The organism is Mycolicibacterium llatzerense (genome assembly GCF_025331195.1).
Taxonomy (GTDB): domain Bacteria; phylum Actinomycetota; class Actinomycetes; order Mycobacteriales; family Mycobacteriaceae; genus Mycobacterium; species Mycobacterium llatzerense.
This window is the reverse complement of the sequence record NZ_LXOV01000001.1, coordinates 1,978,908-1,996,356: the sequence shown is the minus strand read 5'-3', so window position 1 is coordinate 1,996,356 and position 17,449 is coordinate 1,978,908. Positions and strand designations below refer to the sequence as shown.

Genomic DNA, 17,449 nt, shown 5'->3' with positions numbered 1-17,449 from the left:
TTAGACCATGGTGTCTGCAGGCGGCAGACCGAATTCGTTGTTGCCGAAGATCAGGTAGGCCCGCTCGGGCTCGTTGGCGGCGTGCACCCGACCGGCGTGGGCGTCACGCCAGAAGCGCTGCAGCGGAGTGCCGTTGGCCAGCGCGGTGGCGCCGGCCGCCTCGAAGAGCCGGTCGACGGACGCGATGGCGCGGCCGGTGGCGCGCACCTGGTCGCGACGGGCGCGGGCCCGCAGCTCGAACGGAATCTCCTTGCCGGCGACCAGCAGGGCGTACTCGTCCGCGACGTTGCCGATCAGCTGACGCCACGCTGCGTCGATGTCGCTGGCGGCCTCGGCGATGCGGACCTTGGCGAACGGGTCGTCCTTGGACTTCTCACCGGCGAACGCCGCACGGACGCGCTTGCCCTGGTGCTCGACGTGCGCGTCGTAGGCGCCGTAGGCCATACCGACGATCGGCGCCGAGATGGTGGTGGGGTGCACGGTGCCCCACGGCATCTTGTAGACCGGGGCGGTGTTGGTCTGGTAGCCGCCGGCGGTGCCGTCGTTCATCGACTTGTACGACAGGAAGCGGTGTCGCGGCACGAAGACGTCCTTGACGACGACCGTGTTGCTACCGGTGCCACGCAGGCCGACCACGTTCCACACGTCGTCGATGGTGTACTCGGTGCGCGGGATCAGGAAGCTGCCGAAGTCGACCGGGCGGCCGTCCTTGATCACCGGGCCGCCGAGGAACGCCCAGGTGGCGTGCTCCGAACCCGAGGACCAGTTCCAGGCGCCGTTGACGATGTAGCCGTCACCGGTCTCGGTCACGACACCCGCACCCATCGGCGCGTACGACGACGAGATGCGCACGGTGGAGTCGTCGCCCCAGACGTCTTCCTGGGCCTGCTGATCGAACAGTGCCAGGTGCCAGTTGTGCACGCCGATGATCGACGCGACCCAACCGGTGGAACCGCAGGCGCTGGCGATGCGGCGGACCGCCTCGTAAAACTGCGTGGGATCGGCCTCGAGGCCGTCCCACTGGGCGGGCTGCAGCAGCTTGAAGAAGCCGATGTCGTTCAGACTGTCGATAGACTCCTGCGGCACCTGGCGCAGGTCTTCGGTCAGCTGTGCGCGCTCGCGCAGCACCGGCAACAGGTCGTCGATACCGGCCAGCACGGCCTGCACGTCGCGTTGTTCAATTGACGTCACGGATTGCCTCCCGGGGAGTGGTCATCTAGACAGAAGATTAGAACACGTTACGATTTGTGTCGAGCACGGCTCTCCTACAGCAGGTAGACCCGCAAAAGTGGGCTTCTATAACCTGTTCTAGTTAGTGACCGTGGGCTGGCTTGAAAGAAGGGTGATGGTTGTGGACGAGCCGCTGGGCAGCCACGTGCTGGAACTTGTGGTGGCCGACGTCGTCGCAGAGACCGCCGACGCACGTGTGTTGGTGTTCAAGACGCCTGACGGCAGCGACATCCCGGCAGACCGGCTGAAGTACTCCCCCGGTCAATTCCTGACCCTGCGCGTCCCCAGCACCCGCACCGGATCCGTCGCCCGCTGCTACTCGCTGTGCAGTTCGCCGTACGCCGACGATGCGCTGACCGTCGCGGTCAAACGCACCGCCGACGGCTACGCGTCGAACTGGCTGTGCGACAACGCGCATGTCGGCATGCGGATGCACGTGCTGGCGCCGTCCGGCACCTTCGTCCCCAAGAACCTGGACGCCGACTTCCTGCTGCTGGCCGGCGGTAGCGGCATCACCCCGATGCTGTCGATCCTCAAGTCCGCACTGTCCGAGGGCACCGGAAAGGTGACGCTGTTCTACGCCAACCGCAATGAGAACTCGGTGATCTTCGGCAAGGCGCTGCGCGAGCTGACCTCGCTGTACCCCGACCGGCTGTCCGTCGTGCATTGGCTGGAGTCGGTGCAGGGGCTGCCCAACCCGACCATCCTGGCCACCCAGCTGGCGCCCTACGTCACGCGCGAGGCCTTCATCTGTGGCCCGGCGCCGTTCATGGCCGCCACCGAGGAAGCGCTGCTCAAATCCGGCGCCGACAAGAGCAATGTCCATCTCGAGGTGTTCCAGTCACTGGACTCCGACCCGTTCGCAGCTGTCGTGCTCGCCGAAGATGACAGCGATGAGGGCCCGGCCACCGCAATCGTCACGCTCGACGGCGAGACGCACGAGCTGCGTTGGCCGCGCAATGCCGTACTGCTCGACGTGCTGCTCGACAAGGGACTGGACGCACCGTTCTCCTGCCGCGAGGGGCACTGCGGAGCGTGTGCGGTGCTGATGAAGAAGGGCGACGTCGACATGGCCATCAACGACGTGTTGGAGCCGTCCGACCTCGAAGAGGGCCTCATCCTCGGATGCCAAGCGGTGCCCAAGACGGATTCCGTCGAAGTCACCTACGACGAGTAGCGAACGGATTACTTTCTTGACTGTGAACCGGCTTACTGCAGCAAGTGCGGCCGCTGTGCTGACCGCGACCGCCCTGATGTCCCCCGTGACGGCTGCTGCCGCAGTCAATTCAGCGGACGCCTTCGTGCCGGTCGACGAGGGCACCAAGATTCAGATTCACGTGACCGCGCAGTGCTCGGGAGGTGCGTGCACCTTCAACACCGCCACGAACCTGGTGGTCGGTGGCAATCCGGTTCCGCTGCCGCCGAATACCTGGGCTCGCGAGAACATCACGCTGCGCAGCGCCAACCGGAACGTGTACCAGGACGTCTCGTACAGCGCACCGACCGGCGCGCCGCCTATCAACCGTGGCTCGTGGAACGGCCCGGTGAACTCGCGGCAGCTCAAGTCCCAGAACAGCGCTTTGGTTTCGGTCACCTTCAACGGCGGCGGCACGTTCGAGGAGTTCGCGGTCGACGGCACCTCGCTGCCGCTCGACGTCCGGACCGGCAGGCCGAACACCGAGTCCAATTTCATTGCCTGCGCGGACATTCAGGTCACCTACCCAGGGGTGAACCTCACCACGCCGACAGCCTGCGCCACCACCCACTTCTGAGTCGCCGAACGTGAAGTAGATCGCGAACTTTCGCGAATTCTTCGCTATCTACTTCACTCTCGGCGGTCGGATTCGAGCAGCTCGCTAAGCCGTTGCAGCGCGTCGACGAGGCCATCGACATCGTCGACCCCGATGGCCTCGTCGATGTAGCCGTTGACGGTCGCCAGCGCGGAATCCAGCCGGCGCAGGGCATCCGCGCCGGCGTCGGTGGGCCACAGTTCCCAGGCGCGGCCGTCGCTCTCGCTGGGCCGGCGTTCGACGAACCCCGCCTTCTCGAGGCGTCCGACCATCGCCGTGACCGCCGACTCCCGCTGGCCGAGCTGCGCCGCGACGAGCGACTGCCGGCACCCGGCATGGCTCACGATCAGCATCAGCGCGGCAGCCTGCGCTGTGGTGATGCCGGCCTCTTCGACGAACAGCCGGTCGGCGGTGGTGCGCAGCCGCTGCGCGACGGTCTGCAGCTGGAAATACGCGCGCCGCCTGCCGGCCGGCGACCTGTTCTTCGAATTCACCCTTGCATTATTACTTCACTAGTGAAGTAATTGAGGGATGACACGAGTTATCGACGCGTGGTCCCAACAACCGAACGAGTTGTTCATGCGCCAGCAGTGGCTGCAGCCACTGCTGCGCTGGACGCGCCAAGAAGATCTACCGGCCCTGCCCATCGACGTCACGCTGAAAGCGATGGACGACGCCGGCGTCGAGAAGTCGCTGTTGTGTGCGTGGGTCGGGCCGTACGGCGCACTCATCGACAACGACGAGACGGCGGCACACGTCCGCGCGCACCCCGACCGATTCGCGGGCGTCGCCTCCGTGGACCTCACCCGCCCGGTGGATGCCGTCCGTGAATTACGGCGTGCGGTAACCGATCTGGGCATGGTTGCCCTGCGCGTCGTCCCGTGGTTGTGGAACCTGCCACCGAACGACCGCCGCTACTATCCTCTGCTGCAGGCCTGCGTCGAACTCGGCATCCCGTTCTGTACGCAGATCGGGCACACCGGCCCACTGTGCCCGTCCGAGCCCGGCCGGCCGATCCCCTATCTGGAAACGGTCTTACTCGAATTCCCGGAACTCGTGGTCATCGGCGGCCACGTCGGAGCACCGTGGATCGACGAAGTGTTGTTCCTGGCCAAGAAGTTTCCGAACTTCCATATCGACACCTCCGCCTACGCCGCGCACCGCCTGCCCCCGGCATTGGTGGATTACCTGCGCGGATCCGGCCGCACCCGAGTGCTTTTCGGGACCAACTGGCCGATGCTGTCCGCGCAGCGCTGCCTGGAGCGACTCGACGAGCTGAACCTCGACACCGAGGCGCGCGAACTCTATCTCGGCGGGAATGCGGCCCGGATTTTCGGCGTCTGATTCGTCACCTGGGATCGAATCAGCTTGTGCCACCGGCGATGCCGGTAGCGGAAGATGCTGGCCGCGCCCAGCGCGACCACACCGGTGAACCACCCGGCATCGATGTCGATGGTGTCGGCATACCGGCACCGCCCCGGGCCGATCGACTCGGCGTGCAGAGTGTGATTCCACGACCTGATCCGCCCGCCGTACTCATGGGTGCGAATGGTGTGTGTGGCCTCGTCGACCGACAGCACTTCGATGGTGTGCCGGTAGGCGGGCAGCACGTGAAATGCCATGAGCCAGCCGGTCCCGCGCTCCCCCGCGTGTAGCGGCTCGGTGCGGCCGGCGAGCGCCGGCACCCCGAACAGACCTCGGCACAGGTACAGGAAGGTCGCCGGCAGCTGCATGTCGCGCCATACCCGATCCAGGTCGGCGGACAGCTCGGACTCGATGTACACCGTCTTCACGATGACGCTCCTTTGAGTTAGGGTCACCTAATCATCCGCCGGTGAGAAGCCGGTGACTACTCGCTTTCCGCGCGGAGGTGACCGTGGCACCACCGGATCGGTTTCGCGCCCGCAAGCAGCCGAAACAACAACGATCTGCCGAGACCCGGCAACGGATTCTCGATGCGGCTGCTCGCGTTTTCGCCGAGTTCGGCTACCGCGGCGGCACCACCAATCGCATTGCCGAGGCCGCGAACATCTCGATCGGCTCGCTCTACCAATACTTTCCGAACAAGGACGCGATCCTGGCCGCGCTCACCGATGCCCACATCGATGCCGGGGCGGCACTGTTGACGGCACGGGCGGCGGCGGGGGTACCGGCCGCGCTCGAGGACCAACTGCGGCTGTTCACGCGCGCGACCATCGACAACCACCGGGACGATCCACATCTGCATCAGGTGTTGTTCGCGGAGGCACCCCGGTCACCCGCGCTCCTGGCCCGGCTGCGCGATGCCGAAGAAACCGCGGTGGCGGCCGCATACGCTCTGCTCGCCCGACATCCCGAGGTTCGGGTCCCCGATCTGAAATTCGCGGCCCGGATGACGGTCGCGACCATCGAGTCGCTAACCCACCGGCTCATTGCCTGCGCGCAGCCCGCCGACGCACGGCAGTTGGAGGATTCGATCGTCGCGATGCTCACCGCATATCTGCGGGGCGAGTGACGATTTCGGTTCAGCTCCGCGCGGCCGCGAGATCCTGTTCCGACGCCGCGGCGTCGGCCTGACGTCCCCACCGAGCGGCCAAAGTCGCGCAGGTGATGAGCTGGATCTGATGGAAGATCATCAGCGGCAACACAATCAGGCCCACCGGGTGGCCGGCGAACAGCACGGTGGCCATCGGTAACCCGGTCGCGAGGCTCTTCTTCGATCCACAGAAGATGATCACGATGCGGTCGGCACGGTCGAACTTCAACAACCGCGCCACCCCCGCGGTGATGCCGAGCACCACCGCAAGCAACACCACGCTGACTGCGATCACCGCGAGCACATTGGTGACCTTCATTCCCGTCCAGATGTGTTCGGCCATACCGGCGCTGAACGCCGCGTACACGACGAGGTAGACCGAACCGCGGTCGACGACCTTGGTGAGAGTGGTGTGAGACAGCACCCGGTGCAGCTTGGACCGCAGCAGCTGACCGGCGAGGAACGGCAGCAACAGCTGCACGACGATCTCCAGGACGGAGTTCGCCGACACCGTGGCAGCGCCGGTGGTCTGCATCAGCAGGGTCACCAACAGCGGGGTGAGGAAGATGCCCAGCAGGTTCGAGGCCGATGCGCTCACGACAGCCGCCGCGACATTGCCACGGGCGATTGAGGTGAATGCGATGGACGACTGCACCGTGGACGGCAGCAGGCACAGATACAGCATGCCGGTGTAGAGCTCGTCGGTCAGCACCGACGGCACCAGCAGCTTCATCGCCAGCCCGAGGAGCGGGAACAGGACAAAGGTCGCGGCCAGCACCGTGGTGTGCAGCCGCCAATGCTTCAGCCCCTCGAGCGCCTCACGCGGGTGCAGGCGAGTGCCGTACAGCAGGAACAGCACGGCGATCGCGACCTTGGTCGCCGTCTCGACTGCCTGACCTGCGTCACCACGGGCCGGCAGCAGCACGCCGATGGCCATCGCCGCGAACAGCCCGAGCAGGAAGCCGTCGATGCGGAGCTTGGCGAGCAGGTTCACGGGAAGAACGTACTGCTCTGCCAACTCATAGCGCTAGGCGATAGATCTGATATCTCTAACCGGATATCGTGATGAATGTGTTCGACCCCGAGCTGCTGCGCACCTTCCTCGCAGTCGACCGCGCCGGCGGATTCACTGCCGCCGGCCACCTGCTGGGGCTCCGTCAATCGACGGTGAGCGGCCACATCGCACGGCTGGAGCAGGCCGTCGGCCGCGAGCTGTTCCGGCGCGATACCCGCAATCTGGCGCTCACCGCCGACGGCGCGGCGATGGTGGGCTTCGCGCACGACATCCTGGACGCACAAGCCAAAGCCGACCGCTATTTCTCCGAATCGCAACCCACGGGCCTGATCCGGCTCGGCGCCTCCGACGATCTGGTCGGCCGGATGCTCTCCGACGTGCTGGTCGAGTTCAGGCGGTCCTATCCCGGCGTCGACCTGGAGCTGGTGGTGGGCCTGAGCGAGAACCTCAAAACCCGAATGGCCGCAGGCGAATTGGACCTGATGGTGGCCAAACGGCTGCCCGGCGAGCAACACGGCGAACTGCTGTGGCGAGACCGCCTCGTGTGGGCCGGCCGGCCCGGTCTGACCGACATCACCGACCCGGTGCCGATCGTGACCTACCCACCGCCGAGCCTGACCCGCCACGTCGCACTACGTGAACTGGAACGTGAGCGCCGCAGCTGGCGCATCGCGTGCGTCAGCGACAGTCTGCTCGGCCTGCAGGCCGCGGCACTTGCCGGACTCGGCATCATCGCCCATTCCGAATCGGTTCTGCCGCCAGGGCTTCAACCGCTCACCGACAGCCGACTGCCGAATCTCGGCCATCTGGAGTTCGTCCTGCTGCACCGGCGCAGCACGCCGTCCGAAGCCGAGGTCGCGCTGCACGACGCCATCGTCGCCGGCGCACATCGCATGCGGCGCTGAAGAACTCGGCCGAGATCGACGAAATGGTCGCTTACCGAACGGCTTTCGCAACCATTTCGCCGATCTCGCCCCCGATCAGCCGGCGTTGGCCGCCTGATGCGTCGACGACGCCGCTTTCCCCTGCTTACCGGTCTTCGCGACCTTCGGGGCCTTCGGCGCGTTCTGTGCTTTCTCGGCCTTCTTAGCCGGCTTGTCCGTCTTGCCTGCCGAATCGGAGTCCGACGAGGTTGCGCCCGACGGCTTGGCGCCGGATTCGGCCTTGGTGCCGGGTTCGGCCTTGGTGCTGTCCTGGTGAACCGGTTTCGTGGTCTCGACCTTGGCCGGTTCGGCTGACACCGGTTCCGCAGCGGGAGTGGACGTGTCGACCTTCGTCGGCTCCGCGACCTTCACCGGCTCCGCGACCTTCACCGGCTGCGTTTCCGGAGCCTCGGTCACGACCGGGGTCGCAGGCTTCGGATCCTCCTTGGTCACAGACGCTTTCGACTTCGCCGGACTCGCCGACACCTTGTCGGCGTCGCCGACCTTGACCGCCGCGGTGGCCGCCGGCTTGATGGCCGGCGCCAGGGCCTTACTCGCCATATCTGCCGCAGCCGGCACAGCCGCCGGGCCGTCGGCTGTCGCCGCGACCGGGGTGTTCGGGGCCGGAGGCTTGATCGCGTTGGCGATCGTCTTGAGGGCATTGATGACCTGAGCGACAAACCCGTTGGTTCCGAAGACGCCGGACTGACCCTTGAACGGTCCATATCCGTTCAGCACGGCATTGACCATGGTCGCCGGAAAGTTGATCACCTCGCTGACGGCCGTGGCCCCGTCTCCGGCCTTGACCGCGTCGAGGAATTTCTGGCCAGTGTCGGCGAACGCCTGCACTCCCTGACCCATCGTCGACAACGCGCCAACGGCCAGTTGCACGCCGACGGTGCTGAGACTGCCGATGACGTTGGTGACGTTCTGGGCGATCTTCTTGGGAATGTCGAACTGCAGCAGGGGGAACATGACGCCGAACACCCCGCTGAGCGCCAAGCCGTAGAGGCCAGTCACGCCGTTGTAGAACTGACCCGAGGCCAACTGCTGCAAAGAGGTCCGGAACACCCCAGGCGCGCGGTTTGCCCAGAAGCGCAATCCATTGCCCATCTGCTCACCGATCGAGATGATCTGCTGCGCGTAGCCGACCTGATTGGCAATGACCTGACGAACAATCGGGAACGGGTCGGCGGCGTACGCCTGACCAAGTTTCCCGATGTCACCGACCGTAGTTGTCAGTACGTCGCCCCAAGCCGCGATCGGGTTGACGAACGCGGTGAGGTCGACGGTCCGCGTCGACACCAAGCTCGACGGTGCCGCCAGATGAAGTTGTGGCGGCGGGACCGTCAGTGGACTGATGGCGATGACGCCGGCGGTCGCGACTGCGATTCCCGCCGTCGAATATCGGCGCAACTCGAATGCCATAGATTCTCCTTGGACTCTGGGGTGTCAGCACTTCTGGCCGCGCAGACGGTAGTGACCAAGCCGAAAACAAACATTCGGAATCTGTAACAAGTTCTAATTTCTATTGACGGGCTCGCAGGTTTTACACAGAATCTTTCGAGAAAGCCGTCACGAGCCGACAAATCACGGCGCATGATCGTGGCCAAGCTGGATACCCCGGAGGTTCGGCGTGGCCCTCAAGCCATGGAACGACGACCGGCCCATGACGCCTCGCATCGTGGTCGGCGAGAGGTCCGTCGACAGTCGCAGTATGTCGCTGCGGTTCGCGACCGAGCGGATCGAACGCACCACCGACTGGTGTTGCCACGATTCGAGTCGGCACCTCATCTACATCCACCGGCACGGTGAACTCCGGTCGATGGAGGCCAACCTGGACTGGGGCCCGACCGATCGCACGCTGCCGCGCATCGGCGATACCTGGGTGGTGCCGGCAGGCGTGCGCTGCACGTCGGTCGTCACCGGCGACATCTCGGGCTTCTGCGAAATCTCGATACCCGAGAACGCACTGGGCGAGGTCGTGCACGTGCCCCGGCGCAAGCATCACGATCCACTGATGCTGGCGTTGGTGACCAAGATGCGCAGCGTCGCTGGCCGCGACGACGCCCTGGCCCGGCTACTGCTCGATTCCGCCGGCGAGACACTGCGATTGCTGATCCGGGACACCTACACGGTCGCGCCACCGCCGGACGCCGAACGCGACGCCCTGCACCCGTCAGCGCGGGCGTCGATCGTCGAGTTCCTGGAGAACAGCCTGGAATCCGACATCAGCCTGGAATCGCTTGCGCGCCTTGCCCAGATGTCGGTGGCGACGTTCATCAAGGCGTTCCGGGCCGCGTTTCACACGACGCCGTACCAGTTCCTGCTCGACCGCCGCATCGACCGGGCGAAGACGCTACTGTCCTCGACGCGGCTGTCGATCACCGAAATCAGTGCCGCGGTTGGATTTTCGACACCCAACCACTTCGCCACCACATTCCGGCAGCGCGTCGGCCTGACCCCGCGAGACTTCCGCAGGGGCCGCTAGCGCGGCAGACCCAGCAGGCGCTCGCCGGCCACGGTCAACAGGATCTGCTCGGTGCCACCGGCAATCGACAGGCAGCGGGTGTTCAAGAAGTACCGGACGTCCGGCGAATCCTCGATACCCGCACCGTCCTGGGCATCCATGATCGTCTCGGCCAGGGCCTGGCGGTAGCGCACACCGATCAGCTTGCGCACGCTCGACGGGGCACCCGGGTCGTGGCCGCCGACGGCCATCTGCGCCGTCAGCTGATCCAGCAGCGAACCAACCTGGGCCGCAACGATCAGTGCGCCAAGGCGTTCCGCGTCGGCGGCGTCCAGCTCGCGGTCGCCGAGCACGTCCAGCAAGTGCTCCATGCCCTTGTCCAGCGCGCCACCGGCCGCCATGGCGACGCGCTCGTTGGCGAGCGTGGTGCGGGCCAGCGCCCAGCCGCCGTCGACGGGGCCGATCACGCAGTCGTCCGGCACGAACAGGTCGTCCAGGAACACCTCGTTGAACAGCGCCTCGCCGGTGATCTCGCGCAGCGGACGGATGTCGATGCCGGGCGAGCTCATGTCGACGACGAAGTAGGTGATGCCCTTGTGCTTCGGCGCGTCAGGGTTGGTGCGCGCCAGGCAGATTCCCCAGTTGGCGCGGTGCGCGTTGGAGGTCCACACCTTCTGGCCGGTCAGCTTCCAGCCGCCGTCGACCTTCACGGCCTTGGTCCGCAGCGCCGCCAGGTCCGAGCCGGCGCCGGGCTCACTGAACAGCTGGCACCAGTACACGTCACCGGTCAGGGTGCCGGGGATGAAGCGGTCGATCTGCTCGGGAGTGCCGTGACCAAGGATGGTCGGCGCGGCCCACCATCCGATCGAAATGTCCGGGCGCACAACGCTTGCGACACTGAGCTCGTCGTCGATCACCAGCTGCTCGCCCGGCGACGCGGCGCGACCGTACGGCGCGGGCCAGTGCGGCGCCATCAGGCCGGCCTCGGCCAGCGCGGCCTGGTGCTTCTCGACGGGCAGCGCGGCGATCTGGGCCACCGCGGCGGCGATCTCGGGACGGGTCAACTCGGCTTCGCCGGTGTCGACGTGCAGCTGGCGGCGCAGCCCCGAGCGGGTCAGCGCGGCCACCCGGCGCAGCCAGATGCCGTGGCCGCCGAGGATCTGCGCGGTGGCGTACGAGCGCCGCAGGTACAGGTGCGCGTCGTGCTCCCAGGTGAAGCCGATGCCACCGAGCACCTGAATGCAGTCGCGCCCATTGTGTTTCGCAGCGTCGATGGCGGCCGCGGCGGCCACCGCCGCGGCGATGGACAGCTGCGTGGCATCACCGTCGATAGCGGCTTCGGCGACGTCGCTCGCGGCGACCGCGACCTGCTGCGAGCGCAGCAGCATCTCGGCGCACATGTGCTTGACCGCCTGGAAGCTGCCGATCGGCTTGCCGAACTGCTCACGCACCTTGGCGTATTCGGCAGCCGTCTGCAGCTGCCAGCGGGCCAGACCGGCGGCCTCTGCGGCCAGCACGGTCACGGCCAGGTCGGCCACCGGCGCGTCGATGACGGTCGCCGCAGCGCCGTCCAGCTCGACCCGGGCCAGCGGGCGGGAGAAATCGGTGGCCTCGAGCGGCGTGACCGTGACGCCGGGCGCGGTGGCGTCCACCAACAGCCAGACGTCGCCGGCGGGCAGGATCAGCAGGCCGTCGGGCAGGGCGCCCAGCACGAACTTGGCGGTGCCGGTCGCGGACTGGCCGTCGAAGGCGATGTCGGAGCTCAGGGCCAGGCCGGCGGTGCGCTGCCCGGAGGCCAGCGCCTCCAGCAGCGCGGCGTCGGTGATCACCAGAGTTGCCAGAGCGGTCGTGGCCACCGGACCGGGCACGAGTGCGGCGGCGGCTTCATCGACCATCACGCACAGGTCCGCGATCGATCCACCGGCGCCGCCGAGGTCCTCGGACACCGCGACGCCGAAGGTCCCTAGTTCGACCAGACCGTCGTACGGGCCACGCCAGGAGTTAGCGTTGTCATCCTCGGCAGCCCGGACCGCATCAATGGAACCCGACGCGACAGCCCAGCTACGGACCATTTCGCGGACCTCGGCCCGCTCAGAGTCGATAGTTGTGGAAGTGATGGACACCATGCGCTCCTAGCGTTTGGGCGAGAAGAACACGCTTCTCACTAGAACGTGTTCTAATGGTGACAGCAATCAGACGTCAAGTCGATCGCCATTACAGCAGGACACTTGGGTGTCCCGGGGCGCCTGGAGGTGGGAAATTACCGCACACTTTGCGTATCGTTTTCACCCAATGCGCTACCCGAAGGAGCTGACCGCGGCATGCCGACGCCAGCAACACCTGAATCCGATTCCGCCGTTCGCCCGAGGGAGGTGACGACCATGGCTGTACTCGCCGAATCCGAACTCGGATCCGAAGCGCAGCGCGAGCGCCGCAAGCGCATCCTCGACGCCACCTTGGCCATCGCCTCAAAGGGCGGTTACGAGGCTGTTCAGATGCGTGCGGTGGCAGAACGCGCCGACGTCGCCGTGGGCACGCTGTACCGCTACTTCCCGTCCAAGGTGCACCTGCTGGTGTCCGCGCTGGGCCGCGAGTTCGAGCGCATCGACGCCAAGACCGATCGCGCCGCGCTGACCGGCGGCACGCCGTACCAGCGGCTCAATGCGATGGTCGGCAAGCTGAACCGGTCGATGCAGCGCAATCCGCTGCTGACCGAGGCCATGACGCGCGCATTCGTGTTCGCGGACGCGTCCGCGGCCGGTGAGGTTGATCACGTCGGCAAGCTGATGGACTCGATGTTCGCCCGCGCCATGAGCGAGGGCGAGCCCACCGAGGACCAGTACCACATCGCCCGCGTCATCTCCGATGTCTGGCTGTCGAACCTGCTGGCCTGGCTGACCCGTCGCGCGTCGGCCACCGACGTCAGCAAGCGGCTCGATCTGGCGGTGCGCCTGCTGATCGGTGACGGGGAGCAACCTAATATCTGACCGGTGCTCCCGGCTGATCTGATCGCGGCGCTCGACACCGTGGCCGCGACGCCCCGACTGCTCGTCACCTCCGATTTCGACGGCACCCTGTCGCCGATCGTCAACAACCCTGCCGACGCGCGCGCGTTGCCTGCCGGGTCTGCCGCCCTGCTGGCGTTGGCGGACCTGCCGCACACCTTCGTCGCGCTGGTGTCGGGCCGTGCGCTGGAGGTCCTGCGCGAACTCTCCGGCATGCCCGCGTCGGTACATCTGGTCGGCAGCCACGGTGCCGAGTTCGACACCGGGTTCACCCAGACCGTCGACGGCGCGCTGCTGGCCCAGATCGTCGATTCGCTCACCGAGATCGCAAGTCGGTATCCGGGCGTGAATGTCGAGACCAAACCTGCCAGCGTCGCCCTGCACGTGCGCAACGCCTCGGCTGACGACGGCGACGCGGCGCTGGCCGCCGCGCGGACGGCCGGCACGCAATGGACCGCCGAAGCCACCGAGGGCAAGGCGGTGCTGGAGTTCGCGGTGATCACCACCAACAAGGGCTCGGCCATCGATGCGCTGCGGGAGCGCGACGACGCGACCGCCGTGGTGTTCCTGGGCGACGACGTCACCGACGAGAAGGCCTTTGCCCGGCTGCGCGACGGCGACGTCGGGGTGAAGGTCGGTCCGGGACCGTCGGCCGCGCAGTACCGCATCGACTCCCCCGAGGACGTCGCGGAGGCGCTGGCGTACCTGGCGGGGCGCCGCGCGCGTTAGGCCGGTGGGCCCGAGGTGCGGCCGCGGACCAGCTCGGTGCCGAGCACCTCGATCGCCGGGATCCCCGACCGCGGCGGATTGTTCAACAGGTATCCGGCCCGCCGGCCCTTCTCCAGGCTCGGCTGGGCCACGGTCGTCAGCCCGCGGGCCAACGCCTCGGGGACGCCGTCGAATCCGGTGACGGTCATCTGGCCCGGCACGTAGATGCCGCGGGACCGCAGGTGGTCCATGGCCGAGAGGGCCAGCACGTCGGCGGTGCACATCAATGCGGTGATGCGCGGATTGGCTTGCAGCGCAACAGCGGCAGCGGACCCGCCGGAACTCGGCAAATGCTCGTAGGTCTCCACCACGGTCAGGGCATCGGGGTTCAGCCCGGCGCCCGCCATCGCGTCGCGGACACCGAGAATCCGTTCGCACTGCACGTGAAAATGCTGCGAGGTGAGCCGCTCCGGGTCCGCGACGGCCGACTGCGCATCGCCGTGCGGCCAGTGCCGCCCGAGCCGCATCGTCAGTAGGCCGATCTCCCGATGACCAAGTCCCACAACATATTCCGCGATCTCCTGCATGGCCGCCCGATCGTCGATGCAGACCCGGGAGGCCCCCTGGACGTCCTTGGGCTGGTCGACGATGACGATCGGGACGCCGCGCTGTTGCACCACCGCCAGGTAGGGATCGTCGTCGGAGGCGGCGTAGACCACGAACCCGTCGACCCCGGCGGAGAGCACCGCCGCGGCACCCTCCTCGACCGACCGATTCGGGCCGGCCGCCACCAGCAGCAGGCCCTGCCCGGCCTCCTCGCACGATTCGGCAAGCCCGGCAACGAAATCCAGCGCCGCCGGGTCGCGGAACGAGTAGTTGAGCGACTCGGTGATGATCAGTCCGAAGGCGCCGGCCTTTCGGGTGCGCAGGGAGCGTGCGACCGGGTCGGGGCCGGCGTAGCCCATCTCCTTGGCCGCGGCGAGCACCCGCTCACGCAGCTCTGGGGAGAGCTGGTCGGGCCGGTTGTAGGCATTGGAGATCGTGGTGCGCGAGACCTTCAACTCGGCAGCCAGCGAGGCCAGGGTGGCCCGACGCCTCGGGTTCGGACTCCTCGGCATCTTTGTGACGCTAGCGCATCCGATTCGCGCCGCAAGGCAATGGTGCACTAGATTTATTGCAAACGGTTTTCATTAACACTAGCCCGCAGGAGCCGCCATGACCCGGACCAGCCTCATCGCCCTGTCCGCCCTCACCGCGCTGACCATCGCCGCCTGCGGGTCGCAAGGCGACTCCGCCCGTTCGGCGAAGGTCGTCGCCACCACCAACGTGTGGGGCAGCGTCGCCACCGCGGTCGCCGGCGGGCATGCCGACGTCAAGGCGATCCTCACCAACGACGCCGCCGACCCGCATTCGTTCGAAGCGAGCCCGGCCGACGCCGCAGCCATCGCCGACGCCACCTTGGTCGTCATCAACGGCGGCGGCTACGACCACTGGGCCGACGACGTGTTGAAGAACCACAAGAACGTCACCACCGTGGATGCGTACTCGCTGCTGCCGCACAGCGCGGCGGGCGAGGCCAACGAGCACGTCTTCTACAACATGGCGGTGGCCAAGGCCGTCGCCACCAAGATCGCCGACGACCTGGCCGGGTCCGATCCCGCGCACGCCGACGCATACCGGGCCAATGCCGCGGAATTCGGCAAGAAGACCGACGAAATCGCCGCGACCGAGCACGCCATCGGGCAGAAGCATCCCGGCAGCGCGGTGGTCTCCACCGAACCCGTCGCGCACTACCTGCTGTCCGCCTCCGGCGTCGTCGACCGCACCCCGCACGGGTTCGCCGCCGCCGCCGAAGAAGGCCACGACCCCGCCCCGGCCGACGTGGCCGCCGTGCTCGACCTGATCAACGGCCACCAGGTCGACGCGCTGGTGGTGAACAAGCAGACCGAGACCGCCGTCACCAAGCAACTGCAGGATGCCGCCCGCAAAGCGGCACTGCCCATCGTCGAGGTCACCGAGACGCTGCCCGCCGGACAGGACTTCCTGACCTGGCAGCGCCAGACCGCCGAGGCACTGGCACACCAGTTGGATACCGCAGCCGTTGCGGCGCGATAAGCCGAGATAATTTGTAACCCGTGCCTACTGATCCCTCGTCCACCACGGCGGTCGCCGAACTGACCGGCGCGCGGCTGTCATTCGGTGACCGCGTGCTGTGGGACCGGCTGGATCTGACGGTGCGCCGCGGCGAATTCATCGCGGTGCTCGGCCCGAACGGCACCGGCAAGACCTCACTGCTCAAGGTGCTGCTGCGCCAACAGCTGCTGACGGCCGGCCGGATGACCACCACCGGCGCCATCGGTTATGTCCCCCAACACCGCTCACTGGACACCGGGCTGACGCTGCGCGGCCGCGATCTGGTCGGGCTCGGCTGCGACGGGCACCGCTGGGGTTTCGCCGGCCCACGGAAGCGGGCACAGCGGCGCGCCGTGGTGACCCAGGCCCTGGGCCAGGTCGACGGCGCCCGGCTGGCCGACGTCCCGGTGTCGGTGATGTCCGGCGGCGAACTGCAGCGAGTCCGCATCGCGCAGGCCCTGGCCTCCGATCCCGCGCTGCTGCTGTGCGACGAACCGCTGCTCAACCTCGACCCGGCCAACGCGAAGCTGGTGTCGGGCCTGATCGACCAGCGCCGCAAGGACGCCGGCACCGCCGTCTTGTTCGTCACCCATGAGGTCAATCCCGTGCTGCAGTACGTGGACCGGGTGCTGTACCTGGTCGACGGCCGCTTCCGGATCGGCACCGTCGAGGAGGTCATGACGTCCGAGACGCTGTCCGCGCTGTACCGCGCCGACATCCAGGTCGCGCGGATCGGCGGCCAGTACGTCGTGGTCGGCCAGGACGGTGCGGGCGTCGACAACTCTGAGCATGCGAGCGGGCATTGTCATGAATGAGGCTGTGAATGCCTTTTGGAACCCCGCGCTGACCGCGGACCTGCTGAGCCGTGACTTCGTCCAGCAGGCGGTACTGGCCGCGGCGCTGCTGGCGTTGCTCGGCGGCCTGATCGGTCCGTTCATCGTGATGCGGCAGATGTCGTTCGCGGTGCACGGTTCCAGCGAGCTGTCCCTGACCGGCGCCGCGTTCGCGCTGCTGACCGGGCTCAACGTCGGCCTCGGCGCCCTGGTCGGAAGTGCCCTGGCGGCAATCCTTTTCGGCATCCTGGGGCAGCGGTCGCGGGAACGGGACTCGGCCATCGGCGTCGTGCTGGCCTTCGGCCTGGGCCTGGCCGTCTTGTTCATCCACCTCTATCCCGGCCGGACCGGCACCAGTTTCGCGTTGCTCACCGGGCAGATCGTCGGCGTCGGCTATTCGGGTCTGACGCTGCTGGCAGTGGTCACCGTGCTGGTGGTCGCGATCCTCGCGGCCTGCTACCGGCCGCTGCTGTTCGCCACCGCCGACCCGGAAGTGGCTGCCGCACGCGGGGTTCCGGTGCGGGCGCTGGGCATCGTGTTCGCCGCACTGGTCGGCGTCGCGGCTGCCCAGGGCGTGCAGATCGTCGGGGCACTGCTGGTGATGTCGCTGTTGATCACCCCCGCCGCCGCGGCGGGCCGGGTGTTCAGCTCCCCCATCACCACGATGGTGGCGTCGGTGGTGTTCGCCGAGATCGCCGCAGTCGGCGGCATCGTGCTGTCACTGGCGCCGGGCGTCCCGGTGTCGGTCTTCGTGACGTCGATCTCGTTCGGTATCTACCTGCTGTGCTGGGGCGCGGGACGAGTCAGTCGCCGGTAGCAGAACCAAC

At 67.2% G+C, this 17,449-nt stretch carries 18 protein-coding genes; 11 read left to right on the top strand and 7 right to left on the bottom strand.

The genetic code is table 11. The annotated features are described in order from the left end of the window. Positions 1 to 1,191, bottom strand: a complete 1,191-nt coding sequence (gene hsaA / locus A7G45_RS09810; protein ID WP_133763993.1) for a 3-hydroxy-9,10-secoandrosta-1,3,5(10)-triene-9,17-dione monooxygenase oxygenase subunit — start codon at positions 1,189 to 1,191, stop codon at positions 1 to 3. A 154-nt stretch (positions 1,192 to 1,345) separates the two neighbouring features. Between hsaA and A7G45_RS09805 the strand changes: the two genes are divergently transcribed. Together A7G45_RS09805 and A7G45_RS09800 are read left to right on the top strand one after the other, a co-directional pair. Next, a complete protein-coding gene (locus tag A7G45_RS09805) occupies positions 1,346 to 2,407 on the top strand; it encodes a ferredoxin--NADP reductase (protein WP_260936367.1) in 1,062 nt (353 codons plus the stop codon). 22 nt (positions 2,408 to 2,429) lie between these two features. Beyond that, positions 2,430 to 3,002 (top strand): hypothetical protein, encoded by a 573-nt coding sequence (locus A7G45_RS09800; RefSeq protein ID WP_260936364.1) that lies wholly within the window; start codon positions 2,430 to 2,432, stop codon positions 3,000 to 3,002. A 53-nt stretch (positions 3,003 to 3,055) separates the two neighbouring features. Here A7G45_RS09800 and A7G45_RS09795 read toward each other — a convergent pair whose 3' ends face one another. Beyond that, positions 3,056 to 3,514 carry a MarR family winged helix-turn-helix transcriptional regulator gene (locus tag A7G45_RS09795; protein ID WP_260936361.1) on the bottom strand — a complete coding sequence of 153 codons (459 nt, stop codon included), beginning with the start codon at positions 3,512 to 3,514 and terminating at the stop codon, positions 3,056 to 3,058. A gap of 85 nt (positions 3,515 to 3,599) precedes the next feature. On the opposite strand from A7G45_RS09795, the gene A7G45_RS09790 reads away from it, so the two are divergent. Next, on the top strand, positions 3,600 to 4,364 hold the full coding sequence (locus A7G45_RS09790; RefSeq protein WP_260936359.1) for an amidohydrolase family protein: 765 nt from the start codon (positions 3,600 to 3,602) through the stop codon (positions 4,362 to 4,364). Here the strand turns inward: A7G45_RS09790 and A7G45_RS09785 are convergent. Next, the gene (locus tag A7G45_RS09785) at positions 4,325 to 4,813 is read right to left on the bottom strand and encodes an Rv1443c family protein (protein WP_260936356.1); all 489 of its coding nucleotides are present in this window, start codon (positions 4,811 to 4,813) and stop codon (positions 4,325 to 4,327) included. The genes A7G45_RS09790 and A7G45_RS09785 overlap by 40 nt on opposite strands. Positions 4,814 to 4,896: 83 nt before the next feature. Between A7G45_RS09785 and A7G45_RS09780 the strand changes: the two genes are divergently transcribed. Beyond that, entirely contained in the window at positions 4,897 to 5,514 is a 618-nt protein-coding gene (locus A7G45_RS09780) for a TetR/AcrR family transcriptional regulator (RefSeq protein ID WP_260936354.1), read from the top strand. Positions 5,515 to 5,524: 10 nt separating this feature from the next. On the opposite strand, the gene A7G45_RS09775 is transcribed toward A7G45_RS09780, so the two are convergent. After that, on the bottom strand, positions 5,525 to 6,529 hold the full coding sequence (locus A7G45_RS09775; RefSeq protein WP_260936352.1) for a bile acid:sodium symporter family protein: 1,005 nt from the start codon (positions 6,527 to 6,529) through the stop codon (positions 5,525 to 5,527). 71 nt (positions 6,530 to 6,600) lie between these two features. Between A7G45_RS09775 and A7G45_RS09770 the strand changes: the two genes are divergently transcribed. Further along, positions 6,601 to 7,455 (top strand): LysR family transcriptional regulator, encoded by an 855-nt coding sequence (locus tag A7G45_RS09770; protein WP_260936349.1) that lies wholly within the window; start codon positions 6,601 to 6,603, stop codon positions 7,453 to 7,455. 75 nt (positions 7,456 to 7,530) lie between these two features. On the opposite strand, the gene A7G45_RS09765 is transcribed toward A7G45_RS09770, so the two are convergent. Beyond that, a complete protein-coding gene (locus tag A7G45_RS09765) occupies positions 7,531 to 8,901 on the bottom strand; it encodes a hypothetical protein (RefSeq protein WP_260936346.1) in 1,371 nt (456 codons plus the stop codon). 208 nt (positions 8,902 to 9,109) lie between these two features. Between A7G45_RS09765 and A7G45_RS09760 the strand changes: the two genes are divergently transcribed. After that, a complete protein-coding gene (locus A7G45_RS09760; protein WP_260936342.1) occupies positions 9,110 to 9,964 on the top strand; it encodes a helix-turn-helix domain-containing protein in 855 nt (284 codons plus the stop codon). On the opposite strand, the gene A7G45_RS09755 is transcribed toward A7G45_RS09760, so the two are convergent. Further along, on the bottom strand, positions 9,961 to 12,069 hold the full coding sequence (locus A7G45_RS09755) for an acyl-CoA dehydrogenase family protein (protein ID WP_260936339.1): 2,109 nt from the start codon (positions 12,067 to 12,069) through the stop codon (positions 9,961 to 9,963). The genes A7G45_RS09760 and A7G45_RS09755 overlap by 4 nt on opposite strands. A 195-nt stretch (positions 12,070 to 12,264) precedes the next feature. On the opposite strand from A7G45_RS09755, the gene kstR reads away from it, so the two are divergent. Both kstR and otsB read left to right on the top strand, forming a co-directional pair. Beyond that, positions 12,265 to 12,930, top strand: a complete 666-nt coding sequence (kstR, locus tag A7G45_RS09750; protein ID WP_043400021.1) for a cholesterol catabolism transcriptional regulator KstR — start codon at positions 12,265 to 12,267, stop codon at positions 12,928 to 12,930. A gap of 3 nt (positions 12,931 to 12,933) precedes the next feature. Further along, positions 12,934 to 13,677, top strand: coding sequence for a trehalose-phosphatase (gene otsB, locus A7G45_RS09745; protein ID WP_260936332.1), 744 nt, complete (start codon positions 12,934 to 12,936; stop codon positions 13,675 to 13,677). On the opposite strand, the gene A7G45_RS09740 is transcribed toward otsB, so the two are convergent. Next, a complete protein-coding gene (locus tag A7G45_RS09740) occupies positions 13,674 to 14,774 on the bottom strand; it encodes an Rv3575c family transcriptional regulator (protein ID WP_260936330.1) in 1,101 nt (366 codons plus the stop codon). The genes otsB and A7G45_RS09740 overlap by 4 nt on opposite strands. A 97-nt stretch (positions 14,775 to 14,871) precedes the next feature. Between A7G45_RS09740 and A7G45_RS09735 the strand changes: the two genes are divergently transcribed. From A7G45_RS09735 to A7G45_RS09725, 3 genes are read left to right on the top strand one after another with little or no spacing between them, the layout of a single operon-like run. After that, a complete protein-coding gene (locus tag A7G45_RS09735; RefSeq protein ID WP_260936329.1) occupies positions 14,872 to 15,771 on the top strand; it encodes a metal ABC transporter solute-binding protein, Zn/Mn family in 900 nt (299 codons plus the stop codon). A 20-nt stretch (positions 15,772 to 15,791) separates the two neighbouring features. Then, on the top strand, positions 15,792 to 16,604 hold the full coding sequence (locus tag A7G45_RS09730) for a metal ABC transporter ATP-binding protein (RefSeq protein WP_260936327.1): 813 nt from the start codon (positions 15,792 to 15,794) through the stop codon (positions 16,602 to 16,604). Continuing rightward, on the top strand, positions 16,597 to 17,439 hold the full coding sequence (locus A7G45_RS09725; protein WP_043400032.1) for a metal ABC transporter permease: 843 nt from the start codon (positions 16,597 to 16,599) through the stop codon (positions 17,437 to 17,439). The genes A7G45_RS09730 and A7G45_RS09725 overlap by 8 nt, the downstream gene beginning before the upstream one ends. Positions 17,440 to 17,449: the final 10 nt, after the last annotated feature.

Excerpts from the sequence above, each read along its gene's own strand:
- A7G45_RS09805 (WP_260936367.1), top strand. The coding sequence starts at position 1,346 with ATGGTTGTGGACGAGCCGCTGGGCAGCCACGTGCTGGAACTTGTGGTG.
- A7G45_RS09790 (WP_260936359.1), top strand. The coding sequence starts at position 3,600 with ATGCGCCAGCAGTGGCTGCAGCCACTGCTGCGCTGGACGCGCCAAGAA.
- A7G45_RS09770 (WP_260936349.1), top strand. The coding sequence starts at position 6,601 with ATGAATGTGTTCGACCCCGAGCTGCTGCGCACCTTCCTCGCAGTCGAC.
- A7G45_RS09765 (WP_260936346.1), bottom strand. The coding sequence starts at position 8,901 with ATGGCATTCGAGTTGCGCCGATATTCGACGGCGGGAATCGCAGTCGCG.
- A7G45_RS09755 (WP_260936339.1), bottom strand. The coding sequence starts at position 12,069 with ATGGTGTCCATCACTTCCACAACTATCGACTCTGAGCGGGCCGAGGTC.
- kstR (WP_043400021.1), top strand. The coding sequence starts at position 12,265 with ATGCCGACGCCAGCAACACCTGAATCCGATTCCGCCGTTCGCCCGAGG.
- A7G45_RS09740 (WP_260936330.1), bottom strand. The coding sequence starts at position 14,774 with ATGCCGAGGAGTCCGAACCCGAGGCGTCGGGCCACCCTGGCCTCGCTG.
- A7G45_RS09735 (WP_260936329.1), top strand. The coding sequence starts at position 14,872 with ATGACCCGGACCAGCCTCATCGCCCTGTCCGCCCTCACCGCGCTGACC.
- A7G45_RS09725 (WP_043400032.1), top strand. The coding sequence starts at position 16,597 with ATGAATGAGGCTGTGAATGCCTTTTGGAACCCCGCGCTGACCGCGGAC.